The organism is Achromobacter sp. ACM04, assembly GCF_014851465.1.
Lineage (GTDB): Bacteria > Pseudomonadota > Gammaproteobacteria > Burkholderiales > Burkholderiaceae_B > Achromobacter > Achromobacter aegrifaciens.
Genome location: NZ_JACUZS010000003.1, coordinates 595,909 through 610,379, shown reverse-complemented (window position 1 = coordinate 610,379; position 14,471 = coordinate 595,909). Strand labels below are relative to the sequence as shown.

The window sequence follows — 14,471 nt, the reverse complement described above, 5'->3', positions numbered from 1 at the left end:
AATCCCGCGCCGAAACCCCGACGCCCTTCTGAATATTGGGTTTATGCCGCTTCGGAGGCCATCATCTGGACGGCCGAGTCTATGTCTACCGCAACGATACGCGAAACCCCTTGCTCTTGCATGGTTACACCGATCAGTTGCTTGGCCATCTGCATCGCGATCTTGTTGTGCGAGATGAACAGGAACTGGGTCTGCTCACTCATGTTGGCGACCAGGTTCGCATAGCGTTCGGTGTTGGCGTCGTCCAGCGGCGCGTCCACCTCGTCCAGCAGGCAGAACGGCGCGGGGTTGAGCTTGAACAGCGCGAACACCAGGGCGGTCGCGGTCAGGGCCTTTTCGCCGCCGGACAGCAGGTGGATGGTGCTGTTGCGCTTGCCTGGAGGCTGAGCCATGACCTGCACGCCGGCATCGAGGATTTCCTCGCCCGTCATGGTCAGCTTGGCCTCGCCGCCGCCGAACAACTTGGGGAACAGCTCGCCGAAGTGGCCGTTGACGACGTTGAAGGTCTCTTGCAGCAGCTCGCGGGTTTCGCGGTCGATCTTGCGGATGGCGTCCTCGAGGGTCTCGATGGCGGTCATCAGGTCCTGATGCTGCGAATCGAGGAAGCCCTTGCGCTCGCGCGAGGTATTCAATTCGTCCAGCGCCGCCAGGTTGACCGAGCCCAGGGCTTCGATCTGGCGTGAAATGCGGCTGACTTCGGACTGCAGCCAGCTGGCGCGGCGCCATTCGTCGGGCTGATTGGCCAGATCCTGGGCGAGCGCCTCGCGGTCGACCTCGCGCGCGTTCAGCTGTTCGGTGAACTGCTCTTCAGCCAGGCGCGCGGCCTGTTCCTGCAACTGCAGTTCCATGATGCGAGCGCGCCGCGGCTCCAGCGTCTGTTCCTGCTGCAGGCGGTCTTCGTCCGCGCCGCGCAGCAGGGCCGCCAGATTTTCCAGTTCCTGGCGGGCGCGCGACAGCGCTTCCTCGCGCTCGGCGCGCGCTTCCAGGGCGTCCTGCAAGCCAGCCTGGGACGCCGAAGCGTCCAGCTCAGCCAGGTCCACGAGCAGCTGTTCCAGCTCGACGCTGCCGCGCTGGCTTTGGTCGGCCGCCAATTGCTGGTTGCGCTGCAGATCGGTGATACGCACCTGGATGCCGCGCTCGGCGAATTCGGCTTCCTGGGCGGCGCGTTCCAGTTCGCGCAGGCCGGCGCGGGCTGCTTCGGCCTGCGCCGCCAGGGTTTCACCGTCGATCTCGGCGTCGGCGAAACGGGATTGGTGTTCGGCCAGCTCTTCGTCCAGCGCCTCGAAGCGGGCTTCCGCCTCTTCGCGGGTGGCGCGCAGGTCTTCTTCCTGGACCTTGATCTCTTCCAGGTCCTGGCGCAGACGCGAGGCGCGCTCGCCGGACTGTTCGGCCTGCTGCTGCAGGCGCGAGTGCTCCAGCTGGATGTCGTGCACCCGGCGCGTGACCTCGGCCACGCGCTGGCGCGCCGGGGCGATGGCCTGGGACACTTGCTGCCAGGCGGCTTCGGCGCGGGCGACCGCGGCGCGCGCCTGGTCGGCGATCAGTTGCTGGGCCTTGATCTCGCGTTGCAGGTTCTCGATTTCCTGCTGGCGCGCCAACAGGCCGGCCTGCTCGGAATCCGGCGCGTAGAAACGCACGCTGTGGGCGTCGACCAGATGGCCGGCCTTGACCACGCAGGCGCCGCCCGCGGGCAGGCTGGTGCGCATGGCCAGCGCCTGGGTCACGTCGGTAGCCGTGTAGATGCCGCCCAGCCACTCATTCAGTAGCGTGCGCAGGTCGGGATCGGTGATGCGCAGCAGGCTGGCCAGCGACGTCAGGCCGGCGGGCGCGGCGGGCGTCGGCGCCGCGGCGGGCAACTGGTAGAAAGCCAGCCGGGCCGGCGGCGCATCTTCGGCGAAGGCGCGGGCCCAATCCAGGTTGCGTACTTCCATGGAAGCCATGCGCTCGCGCAGGGCGGCTTCCAGGGCGGTTTCCCAGCCGGGTTCGATGTGCAGCTTCTGCCACAGGCGCGACAACCCGGCCAGTTCATGCTTGGCCAGCCAGGGTTCCAGCGCCCCCTGCTTCTGCACGTCTTCCTGCAGCTTCACGAGGGCCGACAGGCGGGCTTCCAGGCGCGCCAGGTTCTGCACGTCGGTCTGGGCGGCGGCCTGGGCGCGGCTGCGCTCGGCGTCCGCTTCGGGCACGCGGCCTTCCAGGGTGGCCAGCTCTTCCTGGGCTTCCTCGAGCTGGTCTTCGCCGGCGGCTCGGTCGCCAGCCAGTTGCTCCAGGCGCACCGGATCGGGACTATGCAGTTCGCGCAGTTCCTGTTGCAGGCGCTCGCGGCGCTGGTCCAGGGCCTGCATCTGGCGGTCCGCGTCGCGCTGCGACTGGGCCACCAGGGCAAGATTCTGCTCGACGCGGGCCAGCGCGGCGCGCATCTCGTCGCGCCCCGAGGCGGCTTCGCGCACGCGCTGCTCCACGGCCGGCAGCGCGGCCTGGGCGTCCTCGGCCTTGGCGCGCGCCTCTTCGGTGCGGGCGGCGCCGGCGGCCAGGTCTTCCTCGGCCTGGGCGATCTGTTCGGTGCAATGCTCGCGCTGGGCGGTCCACTCGCCGATCTGCTGCTGCAGCTGATCGCGACGCGCCTGCAGGCGGTTGCGGGAATCCACCACGTGACGGATTTCGGCTTCCAGGCGGCTGACCTGCGCATTGGCTTCGTACAGCCCGCCCTGGGCGGTGTGCACGGCGTCGCTGGCGGCGTAGTGGGCCTGGCGGCGGGATTCCAGCGCAGCTTCGCCCGCCCGCAGGCCGGCGATGGCGGCTTCCAGTTCATTCTGGGCCTGGGCCATCTCCTGGGCTTTCTTGGCGCGCTCTTCGCGCGCGCCCGTTTCCTTCAGGAACCACAGCGCATGCTGCTTCTTTTCGCCGTCGGCCTGGAGTTCGCGGTAGCGCGTGGCCACTTCGGCCTGCGCTTCCAGCTTTTCCAGCTGATTGTTGAGTTCGCGCAGGATGTCTTCGACGCGGGTCAGGTTTTCGCGCGTGTCGGACAGGCGATTCTCGGTCTCGCGACGCCGTTCCTTGTAGCGCGACACCCCTGCCGCCTCTTCCAGGAACACCCGCAGTTCTTCGGGGCGCGCCTCGATCAGGCGGTTGATCATGCCCTGGCCAATGATGGCGTAGCCACGAGCACCCAGGCCGGTGCCCAGGAAGATGTCGTGGATGTCGCGGCGGCGGACCTGCTGGTTGTTGACGAAGTAGCTGCTGGTGCCATCGCGGGTCAGCACCCGGCGCACGGCGATTTCCGCGTAGGTGCTCCACTGGCCGGCGGCGCGCCCCTCGCTGTTGTCGAACACCATTTCCACCGAGGCCCGCGCCGCGGGCTTGCGGTTGCCGGAGCCGTTGAAAATGACGTCCTGCATGGACTCGCCGCGCAGTTCCGAGGCCTTGGCCTCGCCCAGCACCCAGCGCACGGCGTCAATGATGTTCGATTTTCCGCAGCCATTGGGACCCACCACGCCCACCAGTTGGCTGGGCACGGGAATCACGGTGGGATCGACGAAGGACTTGAAGCCGGCGAGTTTTAGCTGAGTAAGACGCACAGTACGATGACGACGGGGTGGGTTGAACGAAAGGCGTTAACGGACCTGCCGCACAGATTGCAAACCGGCCCCTGGAGGGCCGGCGCACATATGGGTCGTATGATACCGCAGGCAGTCTGTCCCCAAACGTCAGCAAGGGTCAAGGCGTGTTGTCCCTGAGGCTTGCCGGCGGTCAATCCGCGGGCAAACGCTCAATGGCCGCCGTCTGGGGTCCGGCTATACTCCCTGACACTTTTTTGCACGACACATAAATTTTCACGCGGACTGGCCGGGGCCAGGCCTGAGAACGGGGACATTCTTGAAACGTGGTTTCTATCTGGTCATGGCCGCGCAGGCCTTCTCGTCATTGGCGGACAACGCGCTGTTCATCGCAGCCATCGCCTTGATACAGGAACTGCATGGGCCGGACTGGATGGCGCCCATGATGAAGTGGTCGTTTGCGCTGGCTTATGTCGTGCTGGCCGCCTTTGTCGGGGCACTGGCGGACTCCTTCCCCAAGGGCCGCGTGATGTTCTCCACCAATGCCCTGAAAGTGACCGGCTGCATGCTGATGTTCTCGTATGCCAGCATCGGCGTCGCCCCCGAATACCAGACCTACCTGGTCTGCGCGGCCTACGGCATCGTCGGCATCGGCGCCGCGGCCTACTCTCCCGCCAAGTACGGCATCGTCACGGAAATGCTGCCCCCGGCCATGCTGGTCAAGGGCAACAGCTGGATCGAGGGCCTGACGGTCTTCTCCATCATCCTGGGCACGGTGCTGGGCGGCCTGCTGATCTCGTCCTCGGTTTCCACCGCCCTGCTCAGCCATTCCTTCATCGGCAAGCTGGTCCACACCCCGGCCGAAGCCGCGATCCTGGTCATCGCCTTCGTGTACCTGCTGGCGGCGCTGTGCAACCTGCTGATTCCGCACACCCACGTGCGCTACCCGCCGCAACAAAAGAACCCGGTACGGCTCATCCGCACCTTCTGGGGCTATGTCTGTGTGCTCTGGAAAGACAAGCTGGGCCAGATCTCGCTGGCCGTCACCACCCTGTTCTGGGGCGCGGGCGCCACGCTGCAGTTGATCGTCATCGAATGGGGCCGCAGCCATCTCGGATACCAGCTGGACAAGGCCTCGATGCTGATGGGCGTGGCCGCGCTGGGCACCGTCGTCGGCTCCATCCTGGCCGGCCGCATTCCGCTGCGCCGCGCGCTGGCCGTGTTGCCGGTCGGCGCCGCCATGGGCCTGGTCGTGCTGCTGATGCCGCTGGTCTACTCGCCCTGGAGCGTCTACCTGCTGCTGCTGATCACGGGCGGCCTGGCCGGTTTCTTCGTCGTGCCGATGAACGCGCTGCTGCAGCACCGCGGCCACGTGCTGCTGTCGGCCGGCCACTCCATCGCCGTGCAGAACTTCAACGAACAGCTCAACATCCTGCTAATGGTCGCCATGTACACGCTGCTGCTGTGGCTGCAGCTGCCCATCAACATCATCATCGTGATCTTCGGCACCGTGGTCGCCGTGCTGATGGTGGTCTTCATGCGCTGGAGCAAGCGCAACCTGCAGGCCAACCCGGAACTGCACGACCAGATCGGCCAGGAAGGCCATGGGCGCGCGCTGGACTCCACGCACTAGGCGCGCGATTCCGCTGCCATGGAAAAACCGGGCTGACGCCCGGTTTTTGTTTGCCCAAAGATAGCGGAGCCAGGCTCAGGCCAATTGCGCCACGGCCAGGCGCAGGTCCTGCCAGGCGCGCGCCTTCTCGCTGGGACTGCGCAACAGATAGGCGGGGTGGTAGCTGACGATTACCGGAATCTCCCGCCCTTCGTCCGTCTTCAACTGGTGAACGCGCCCGCGCAGGCTGCCGATCGTGGCGTCCGTGCCCAGCAGCGTCTGGGCCGCGAAACGGCCCAGCACCAGGATCCGCTCCGGCTTGAGCAGCGCAATCTGGCGCATCAGGTACGGACTGCAGGCCGCGATTTCCTCAGGCTTGGGATTGCGGTTGCCGGGCGGCCGGCACTTGATGACGTTGGTGATGAACACATCGCGCTCGCGGCTCATGGACACCGACGACAGCATGGCGTCCAGCAACTGGCCCGAGCGGCCCACGAAGGGCTGCCCCTGCCGGTCCTCTTGCTCGCCAGGCGCCTCGCCCACCACCAGCCAGCGCGTAGGTTGGCCGCCGTGGCCGAACACCGCGTTGCGGCGGCCCTTGCACAAGCCGCAGGCGGAACAGGCCACGACCTGGTCGTGCATTTCTTCCAGTGTGGAATTCCGGATCGCTTCTGCCACAGGCACGGGCGGCGGAGGCGCCGCCTCGGCCTCGGCCTTGGGAGCCGGCGGCGGCGGCGGGCCTTTGCGGTTCAGGATCGACGTCGGTATGCCGGGACGGCCGGGAGCGGGTTCCGCAGGAGCCGCCGCGGCGGCGGGTGATGCCTCGCGCGCCGGGACCGCCGGGACCGCCGCGACCGGAGCGACAGGCTGCGGCGCAAGCGGCGCCTCGGCGACGGGATCCTGGGCCGCAGCCGGCAAAACCGGCTTGGAAACAAGGGCTTGCGCCTCGGCCGCCGGTTTGCCGGGCGCAGGGGCTGGACGCAGCCACAGCCGCTCCATGCCGATCTCGCGCAGCCAGATGCGCTGCAGCGGATTGACCCGGGGCGCGGCCGGCGGCGGCGCTATGTTGGGCTGGCTCATGCCGCCGCTCCATCCGCCGCAAAGCGCTTCTGCATGACCAGGGCATCTTCCCTGCCGCCTTTCTCGGCCGGGTAATAGCCCCGGCGCACGCCGATCTGCAGATACCCGTGCCGTTTGTAGAAGCTGACGGCCGACTCGTTGGACGGGCGCACTTCCAGCAGCACGCCCTCCATGCCGCGCTCACGCGCCTGCTGCTCGCACCAGTCCAGCAGCACGCCGCCCAGGCCCTGGCGGTGCAGCGGCTTGGCGACCGCGATCACCAGCAGGTGCGCCACGTCGGGCGCGAACATGAGCACGCAGAACCCCGCCAGCTTGCCCTCGCGCCTCAGCGCCCAGGCGCCGTAGCCTGCCGCCAGGGCGTCCGCGAAATTGCCACGGGTCCAGGGGAAGGCCTGCACGTGCGCTTCCAACGCCACGACCTCGTCCAGGTCGGCGTCGGTCATCGGTTGAGGCACCGCGGGAACCAGCGAAGGCTGGGCTTTCGGATTGCCGCCCTCGCCCCGCATGCGCTCGGCAGTGGTGAACGCCACCTTGTCGCGCACGTACAGCGGCGCGGCCAACTCGGGCGCCACGGCTTCGCCCCGCAGCCAGCCCTGCCGGCCCAAACGGGCAACGCTGGCCGCTTCCGGACGCCTGGCGTCGGCGCGGCGCCAGGCGCCGGGATATTCCATTTCGGACGCGTAGGCGTCCCAGGCATCGCCGGCCAATACCGGTTCCAGCGGCCGGCCCGCGCGCGCCGACCATGCCGGCAGGTGATGGGCGGTCCATGGCACCACTTCAGCCGCCGCGATCAGCAACGGCGCCTGCAGGACTTCCCAAGAGATTTCGCCATCTGAAACGTCCGTCTGGCGGTAGACGGCCAGATAGACCTCATTCATGCGGGCGTCCAGCGCCACCACGATCGCGTCCGCCGGCGTGGCCTCCACCTGTGCGGCGACCGCCTGATGAGAGACAATGGGAAGTACGGGGATGCCCAGGCCGAGGCCCATGCCTTGCGCCACTCCGCAGGCCACCCGCAGGCCGGTAAATCCGCCCGGCCCCTGGCCGAAAGCCACTGCGTGCAAGGCGGCTGGCGCCAGTCCGGACGCCGCCAGCAGTTCGTTGGCCATGGGCAAGAGCCGTTCCGCGTGCTCCTGGGAACCCTCGTGTTCCCTGACGCTGACCTCCAGGCGGCCATCGGCCGCCCGCAACAGGGCCACGCCGCAACGGGACGAAGAAGTTTCCAAAGCCAGCAGGTTTAGTTCCATAGATGCAGATTGTACGAAATACCGCGACTCCGCCCCCGGTTATCAGGGGGATGCGAGGGGGATTTCAACCATGGTTCGCAATGTGTAATATCTTGTGAACGCCCACTAGCCGCTGGTTCTTGCCACTGTTACATTTCCGGCCATGAATACGCAAAACACCACCCCCACCCGAAAAATCCTCGTCGTCGACGATGATCCGCGCTTGCGCGATTTGCTGCGTCGGTACTTATCCGAGCAGGGATTCAACGTTTTCGTTGCCGAAGACGCCAAAGAGATGGGCAAACTCTGGCAACGCGAGCATTTCGACCTGCTCGTGCTGGATCTGATGCTGCCTGGAGAAGATGGCCTGTCCATCTGTCGCCGGCTGCGCGGTGGTCACGACAATACCCCCATCATCATGCTGACGGCCAAGGCGGAAGAAATCGACCGCATCGTCGGCCTGGAAATGGGCGCGGACGACTACCTGTCCAAGCCGTTCAACCCCCGGGAACTGCTGGCGCGTATCAACGCGATCCTGCGCCGCCGCGGCACCGAGGAACATCCCGGCGCCCCCAGCCAGGAAAACGAGTCCATCGCCTTCGGCCCCTACACGCTGAACCTGTCCACCCGCACGCTCACGCGCAACGGCGAACAGGTGCCCATCACCACCGGCGAATTCTCGGTGCTGAAGGTGTTCGCGCGCCACCCCAAGATCCCGCTGTCGCGCGACAAGCTCATGGAACTGGCGCGCGGCCGCGAATACGAAGCCTTCGATCGTAGCCTGGACGTGCAGATCTCGCGCCTGCGCAAGCTGATCGAACCGAATCCGTCCAAGCCCGTATTCATCCAGACCGTCTGGGGTCTCGGATACGTGTTTGTGCCGGACGGTGGTAGCTGACCGACTCGCCCGCCCCGGGCAGGAGCGCAGCCTCGTGCCCCGCTTGCGCAGAACCTTCAGGAACCTGACATCACGTTTGCGGCTCGGCTTGTTCGGCCGCACGTTCCTGTTGCTCGCCGCGCTGATGCTCGTCAGCCTGGGCGCGTGGCTACAAGTATTCTTCAGCATGGAGCTGGGACCGCGCGCCAATCAAATGGCGCAGCGGGTGATCACGGCCGTCAATATCACGCGCACCGCGCTGATCTACTCGCATAACGACGAGCGCAGCAAGCTGCTGCTGGATCTGGCCACCAACGAAGGCATCCAGGTCTATCCGCGCGAAGTCACCGACTTCGCCGAAGCCCTCCCCGACGACGATTACTGGCAACGCGTTGCCCAGCACATCCGCACGCGCTTCGGCCCGGAAACGCAGATTGCCTGGGGCGTCAACCAGGTACCCGGCTTCTGGGTCAGCTTCCAGATAGAAAAAGACCTGTATTGGCTGGTGTTCGAGCGCGAGCAGATCGGCCTGACGGGCGGGATCGAATGGCTGGGCTGGGGCGCCACGGCGCTATTGCTGTCGCTGGTGGGCGCCGCAGTCAGCGTGGGCTTCGTCAACCGGCCGCTGTCGCGGCTGGCCCGGGCCGCCCAGGTGCTGTCGCGGGGCGAAACTCCCGCCGCCCTGCCCGAGCAGGGACCACTGGAAATCCGCGACCTGAACGCCTCGTTCAACCGCATGGCCAAGGACCTCAGACAGGCGGAGGCCGACCGCGAGCTGATGCTGGCGGGTATCTCGCACGACCTGCGCACGCCGCTTGCGCGCATGCGGCTGGAGATCGAGTTGAGCGGCGTATCCGAGGACGCCCGCCAGGCCATCGACGAAGACCTGGGCCAGATCGACCACAGTATCGGCCAGTTGATGGAGTACGCGCGTCCCGCCGGCACGTTGCCGCAGCTGGCCACGGACATCTCCGCGGTGCTGGCCGAGCTCTACGAACGCGAACGCAGCCATACCGCATCCCTGGGCGGGGAGCTGGACGCCACGCTGGAGCCGGGCCTGCGCGCCCGCATCACGGCGCTCGACCTCAAGCGCATCGTCAGCAACCTGATCGAGAACGCCCGCCGCTACGGCCGTTCTGCCGATGGCATGGCGCATCTCGTCATGACACTGCAAGCTGAAGGCTCCATGATCGTGATCGAGGTGTCCGACCGCGGCCCCGGCATCGCGCCGGAAGACGTCGACCGCCTGTTGCGGCCGTTCTCGCGCGGCGAAGCCGCGCGCACTGGCGTCAGCGGTGCGGGGCTGGGCCTGGCCATCGTCGAACGCCTGCTCAAGCATGTCGGCGGCTCGTTGCGCATGCTGCCGCGCGAGGGCGGCGGCCTCACCGCAAGGATAGAGTTGCCCAAAGCAAAGTTTAGGAATTATCAATTAGACAACGAGAATCCATAGCGTAGAATTAAGGTTTGAGGCGCAGCCTTAATTCCACCAACAACTGGGAGTAAACATGAAAACTGTTGGCGACAAACTCGAACCCTTCAAGGTCACCGGCGTCAAGCCCGGCTTCAACCAGCACGAAGAAAACGGCGTGTCGGCGTTTGAAGACATCACCGAAAGCTCGTTCCCCGGCAAGTGGAAGGTCATCTACTTCTACCCGAAAGACTTCACGTTTGTTTGCCCGACCGAAATCGTCGGCTTCAACAAGCTGGCCAAGGATTTCGAAGACCGCGACGCCGTCCTGCTGGGCGGCTCGAGCGACAACGAATTCGTCAAGCTGGCATGGCGCCGTGAGCACCCGGACCTCAACAAGCTGGGTCACTACCAGTTCGGCGACACCACCGGCGCTCTGATCGACCAGCTGGGTGTGCGTGAAAAGGGCGCTGGCGTTGCCCTGCGCGCCACCTTCATCGTTGATCCGGACAACACGATCCAGCACGTTTCGGTGAACAACCTGAACGTCGGCCGTAACCCGGAAGAAGTTCTGCGTCTGCTCGACGGTCTGCAAACCGACGAGCTGTGCCCGTGCAACCGTACGGTTGGCGGCGCCACGCTGTAATTTCCAGCCCGGCCCGGGACCCGATTGCGGGTCCTGCGCTGGGCTTTAACTGCTCTAGATTATAGGTAAAAGCTATGGAATTTCTTACGACCATTAAGGAACAACTGCCGGATTGGGCCAAGGATATCCGCCTGAATCTGGACGCCGTGATCGCCCGCTCGACGCTGGCTCCTGAAGATGCCGTCGGCGCCGCGCTGTCCGCCGCCTACGCCGCGCGCAGCCCGGTGCTGGTCGAAGCCTTCAAGAGCGGCCTGTCCGAAGGCGACGCCAACGCCGCGCTGACGGCCTCGGCCCTCATGGGCATGAACAACACCTGGTATCCGTACGTCGAAATGACTGGCGACGCCCAATTGAAGAGCCTGCCGGCCCAGTTGCGCATGAACGCCTACGCCACCCACGGCGGCGTGGAAAAGAAGCGCTTCGAGCTGTTCGCCCTGGTGGCCTCCATCATCGGCAAGTGCCACTTCTGCGTGGCTTCGCACTACGAAAACCTGAAGAATGACGGCCTGTCGACCGAGCAGCTGCGCGATGCCGGCCGCATCGCCGCCGTGGTCAACGCTGCCGCCCTGGCGCTGGCTGCCCAAGGCAAGTAAGCCTCCGTCCGGCAAAAAAAAGCCCGCCTGCGTAACCGCAGGCGGGCTTTTTATTTACGTCGCCGACCGTTTATTTCTTCGGCATGCTCGACGTGGTGGGCAGGCCGTTCGCGACCCACGCCTCGACGCCGCCGCGGTACCAGTACACGGTCCAGCCCAGCGTGCCGGCGCGCAGCGCCGCGTTGTAGGCGGAACGATCGTTCATGCCGGCGCCCAGGACCACGACGGGCGCCTTGCGATCGCCACCGTTGTTCTTCAACAGCCAGGCGTCGAAGCCTTGCTGCAGGTGATCCGTAACGCTGCCGTCCGAACCCGCATCGGTCAGCGGATAGCCGATAGGCACCGTGTCGCGCAGCCCGCTGGTATCGACGATGAGGAGATTCTTGTCTTTCTTGATCATCCCGACCAGGTCGGCGGTCGTGATCACCTGGGCCCGGTAGATCTTGTTGGGCGTCGGCCCCTTGTACGGCGCGGTGAACAGCATGGTCGTGGCCGGCACGCCAAAGTCCTTCAGCTCGTCGATGGCGCTGGCGGGCAGGCCCTGCCCCGGTTGCGCCGGCTGCTGCCGCGGCGCAGCCGAGCCCGGAGCCGCCCCTGCCTGAGCGACCTCGCCGCCCACGGTGCCCATCTCGATGTCGGAAATCATCACCGCGATGTTTTCGATCAGCTCATAGCACATGGTGATCGAGCCTTCGCGCGGGCTGTACCAGGCATTGAGCTGGCCGCAGTCCTTGAACACCACGTTGACCGGGCGCGGCAGCACGTAGCGTTCGCCCAGCAGCTTGATGTTGTTCGAGATCGCTTCGGACAGATTGTTCGCAAACAAGTTGCCGATCTTGCGCTTGGACGGCTGGAACACCACCTTCACCGGCGCGCCGGGCGCATTCGCCGGCTGCTGGCCTTCGGGCGTCCAGGTGCCCACGCGCGTGTGAGGCGCCAGGATCTTGTTCCAGGCGCGGTTCTGCTTGTTGAATTCATCCGCGCAACGCGCCCGGGTCCGGTCCTCCAGCCCGACGTGTTTGGCAATGGACTCGAACACGGCGGGGTTGCCGCCGTACATGATGCAGAGCATGTTGCGAAAACGCTTCAGGTCGCCAGTGTGCTCGTCTTGCCAGGCCGAGGAGGCGTCGGCCCCCCTGCGCTCGGCCACCTTGCCGCTGTAGTACCACTGCAAGGCCGCGTACTTTGCCGCGTCCTGCGCCATGGTGTTCACTTCCTTGTTGTCCGACGGATACATGGTCGGCTCGACGATCTGCAGCGCCGAATAGATATCGACCGCGTCCTCTTCCGCCCCCGTCGAGGGCAGCTCCAGCTCGCCGATCAGGGCGTGCCCGAACTCGTGCATGAAGATGCTGCGCATGATGCCGATGTACACCGACACAATGCGCATGGTGTCGCCGCCAAAGCGCGGATAGGGGCCTTCCCCCGGCAAGGCAGGGTTGTAGTCACCGCCACCCTGTCCAGCGGCCGGAGCCTGCGCCTGGGGCTTTTGCGCCGTGCCCCCGCCTGCGTTGCCGCCGCGCGCGGGCAAGGTGCCGGCCGCCGGCGCCGCTGCGGATTGGCCGCCGGTCATCGTGATCTTGAAATCGGCAACGCCGAAGGTGCCTACGTCGTAGGCCATGATGCCCAGCTCGGCGCCCGTGGCGGGCTCATTGCTGACATCGCCGATCTGCTGGCCGTTGACGATGAAACGGGCCGCGCCGGGCAGCTCGACCACTCTGATGCGGTCGGTACCGTCCAGCTTCGCTACGTTGGGCAGCGCAGCGATGTCGCGGCGATCCTTCCCCTGCAGACAGAACAGCAGCGTATTCTTGTCGGCCGTGAGTTCGAGCAGGCACAGGCTCTTGTTGGCGCGGTTGCTCAGTGCCACGCCGATGGACGCTTTCGGATTTGGCGACTTGACGACCACATTGACGTCGGTCACCCGGCCCGATTCCGGCGCCGGCCCGACATTCATGTACAGCGTCTGTTCGCTGTCGGCCTTGTTCGCGTTGTGCAGGGTGAACCATCCATCCTGCACGCCGGCGGTCCAGCCCTCAAGCATCTGCTGCTTGACCGCGCCGGCCAGCGGGCCGAGCTGCTGCTCGTACTGCGCATGCGCGGGCAGGCTTACCGCGCTGAAGATGGAAGCCAGGGCGATGCCACGTAAATGCATCCGAATGTCTCAGTAGTCGAAATGAAGTAGCGCAGAATATGCCAGATCAATCCGACCCGCTTATTCATTTGTTAAAGATGTATCAAAACCAAATGAATTACGGAGAATATGCGAAAGCCCCTTGCCCGCGGGCCCCGCGGCAGGCTAGGAAATCCGCCCCAATAGCGCCACCACCGTCGCCGCGATGCCTTCCTTGCGGCCCAGGTACCCCAGGCCTTCGTTGGTCTTGGCCTTGATGTTGACCTCGGTCTCGGCCAGCCCGGTATCCGCGGCGATGTTCTTCACCATGGCCGGCGCGTGCGGACCGATCTTGGGCGCCTGCGCGTGCAGCGTGGCATCGATGTTCACCGGCGTCCAGCCCGCGGCGCGCACGCGCGCCATGGCCTCGCGCAGCAGCACGCGGCTGTCGGCGCCCTTGAAGGCCGGGTCGGTATCCGGAAAGTGGCGGCCGATGTCGCCCAGGCCGGCGGCGCCCAGCAGCGCGTCGGTAATGGCGTGCAGCAGCACGTCCGCGTCCGAATGCCCCAGCAAGCCATGCGTGTGGGGAATCGTGACGCCGCCGATGATCAGCGGGCGGCCCTCGACCAGCGCGTGCACGTCGAAACCCTGGCCGACGCGAAAAGGAATACTCATAGCCATTTTTCCATCAGTTCAAAATCGTCCGGCCACGTCACCTTGAAATTGCGCATGGCGCCGGGCACCAGCAGCGGCGCATAGCCAGCCGCCTCGATGGCCGAGGCCTCGTCGGTGACGGCCGCGCCGCTCACCGAGGCCGCCGTCAGCGCATCGCGCAGCACGCCGGCCCGGAACATCTGCGGGGTCTGCGCCAGCCACAGGCCATTGCGGTCCAGCGTGCGCTCCACACGCTCGTGGCCGGCCTTGACGGTGTCGGCCACGGGCAGCGCCAACAGGCCGCCCACGGGATCCGCCAGGCAGGCGTCGATCAGGCGGCCCAGCGCCGTTGCTGGCAGCCCGGGGCGCGCGGCGTCATGCACCAGCACCCAGGTATCGTCGGCCACGCCGCTGTCGGCCAGCGCGCCCGCCACGGTATCCGCGCGGGTCGCGCCGCCGCAGGCGCGCCACACCGTGCGCGGCAGGCCGGCCAGCGCGGCATCGACCCAGCCGTCTCCAGGCGTCACGGCCACCCGCACCTGCGAGATGCGTTCATCGGCCAGCAGCGCGCATACCGCATGGCGCAGCATGGGCTGTCCGGACAGCGGACGGTACTGCTTGGGCACGGTTTCATGCCCGGGCCGGCTGGCGCGGGCCCCTACGCCCGCAGCGGGCACGATTGCAATGAGGGAGGCAGACATGGTGCGG

11 protein-coding genes are annotated in these 14,471 nt (G+C 66.2%); 5 read left to right on the top strand and 6 right to left on the bottom strand.

Going from position 1 to position 14,471, the window contains the following annotated elements:
• Positions 1 to 41: 41 nt before the first annotated feature.
• Positions 42 to 3,575, bottom strand: coding sequence for a chromosome segregation protein SMC (smc, locus tag IB259_RS19150; protein WP_192329914.1), 3,534 nt, complete (start codon positions 3,573 to 3,575; stop codon positions 42 to 44).
• A gap of 298 nt (positions 3,576 to 3,873) precedes the next feature.
• Here smc and lplT point away from each other — a divergent pair, with 298 nt between their 5' ends.
• A complete protein-coding gene (gene lplT / locus IB259_RS19145; RefSeq protein ID WP_054450519.1) occupies positions 3,874 to 5,187 on the top strand; it encodes a lysophospholipid transporter LplT in 1,314 nt (437 codons plus the stop codon).
• Positions 5,188 to 5,262: 75 nt separating this feature from the next.
• Here the strand turns inward: lplT and IB259_RS19140 are convergent, their stop codons facing one another.
• Complete coding sequence (locus IB259_RS19140; RefSeq protein ID WP_175164314.1) at positions 5,263 to 6,246, bottom strand: uracil-DNA glycosylase; 984 nt, start codon at positions 6,244 to 6,246, stop codon at positions 5,263 to 5,265.
• Positions 6,243 to 7,493, bottom strand: a complete 1,251-nt coding sequence (tsaB, locus tag IB259_RS19135) for a tRNA (adenosine(37)-N6)-threonylcarbamoyltransferase complex dimerization subunit type 1 TsaB (protein WP_054450515.1) — start codon at positions 7,491 to 7,493, stop codon at positions 6,243 to 6,245. The genes IB259_RS19140 and tsaB overlap by 4 nt, the downstream gene beginning before the upstream one ends.
• A 142-nt stretch (positions 7,494 to 7,635) precedes the next feature.
• Between tsaB and ompR the strand changes: the two genes are divergently transcribed.
• From ompR to IB259_RS19115, 4 genes are all read left to right on the top strand, one after another.
• Positions 7,636 to 8,370, top strand: a complete 735-nt coding sequence (ompR, locus tag IB259_RS19130; protein WP_013392162.1) for a two-component system response regulator OmpR — start codon at positions 7,636 to 7,638, stop codon at positions 8,368 to 8,370.
• Between the two features lie 34 nt (positions 8,371 to 8,404).
• Entirely contained in the window at positions 8,405 to 9,799 is a 1,395-nt protein-coding gene (locus tag IB259_RS19125; protein WP_059374934.1) for an ATP-binding protein, read from the top strand.
• A 55-nt stretch (positions 9,800 to 9,854) separates the two neighbouring features.
• Positions 9,855 to 10,403 carry a peroxiredoxin gene (locus tag IB259_RS19120; RefSeq protein WP_006389231.1) on the top strand — a complete coding sequence of 183 codons (549 nt, stop codon included), beginning with the start codon at positions 9,855 to 9,857 and terminating at the stop codon, positions 10,401 to 10,403.
• A gap of 74 nt (positions 10,404 to 10,477) precedes the next feature.
• Complete coding sequence (locus IB259_RS19115; protein ID WP_042796792.1) at positions 10,478 to 10,996, top strand: carboxymuconolactone decarboxylase family protein; 519 nt, start codon at positions 10,478 to 10,480, stop codon at positions 10,994 to 10,996.
• Between the two features lie 70 nt (positions 10,997 to 11,066).
• Here the strand turns inward: IB259_RS19115 and IB259_RS19110 are convergent, their stop codons facing one another.
• The 3 genes from IB259_RS19110 to ispD form a co-directional block, all read right to left on the bottom strand.
• Positions 11,067 to 13,151 carry a DUF4344 domain-containing metallopeptidase gene (locus tag IB259_RS19110; protein WP_192329912.1) on the bottom strand — a complete coding sequence of 695 codons (2,085 nt, stop codon included), beginning with the start codon at positions 13,149 to 13,151 and terminating at the stop codon, positions 11,067 to 11,069.
• 144 nt (positions 13,152 to 13,295) lie between these two features.
• Complete coding sequence (ispF, locus tag IB259_RS19105) at positions 13,296 to 13,784, bottom strand: 2-C-methyl-D-erythritol 2,4-cyclodiphosphate synthase (protein ID WP_054450511.1); 489 nt, start codon at positions 13,782 to 13,784, stop codon at positions 13,296 to 13,298.
• Complete coding sequence (gene ispD / locus IB259_RS19100; RefSeq protein ID WP_054450509.1) at positions 13,781 to 14,464, bottom strand: 2-C-methyl-D-erythritol 4-phosphate cytidylyltransferase; 684 nt, start codon at positions 14,462 to 14,464, stop codon at positions 13,781 to 13,783. Before ispD ends, ispF begins: the two co-directional genes overlap by 4 nt.
• Positions 14,465 to 14,471: the final 7 nt, after the last annotated feature.